Annotated in this window: 1 protein-coding gene; it reads right to left on the reverse strand. The window is 63.5% G+C overall.

From position 1 onward, the window contains the following. Nucleotides 1–219, reverse strand: a 219-nt coding sequence (locus FLV34_RS40075; RefSeq protein ID WP_147945659.1) for a ricin-type beta-trefoil lectin domain protein, incomplete at both ends; no start/stop codon positions are given.

Genomic DNA, 219 nt, shown 5'->3' on the forward strand with positions numbered 1-219 from the left:
GTTGAGGTTCCACTGCTGGTTGGTCTGGCCGTTGCAGTCCCAGATGATCACCTGGGTGCCGTTCGTGGTGCCCTGGTTGTACGCGTCCAGGCACTTGTTGCCGTACACCTGCAGCTGCTTGCCGGAGGTGTACGTCCACCGCTGGTTGGTCTGTCCGTTGCAGTCCCACAGCTGGACCTGGGTGCCGTTGGTGGTGCCGGCGTTCGGCACGTCGACGCA

The organism is Microbispora sp. CSR-4, from assembly GCF_008033685.1.
GTDB lineage: Bacteria > Actinomycetota > Actinomycetes > Streptosporangiales > Streptosporangiaceae > Microbispora.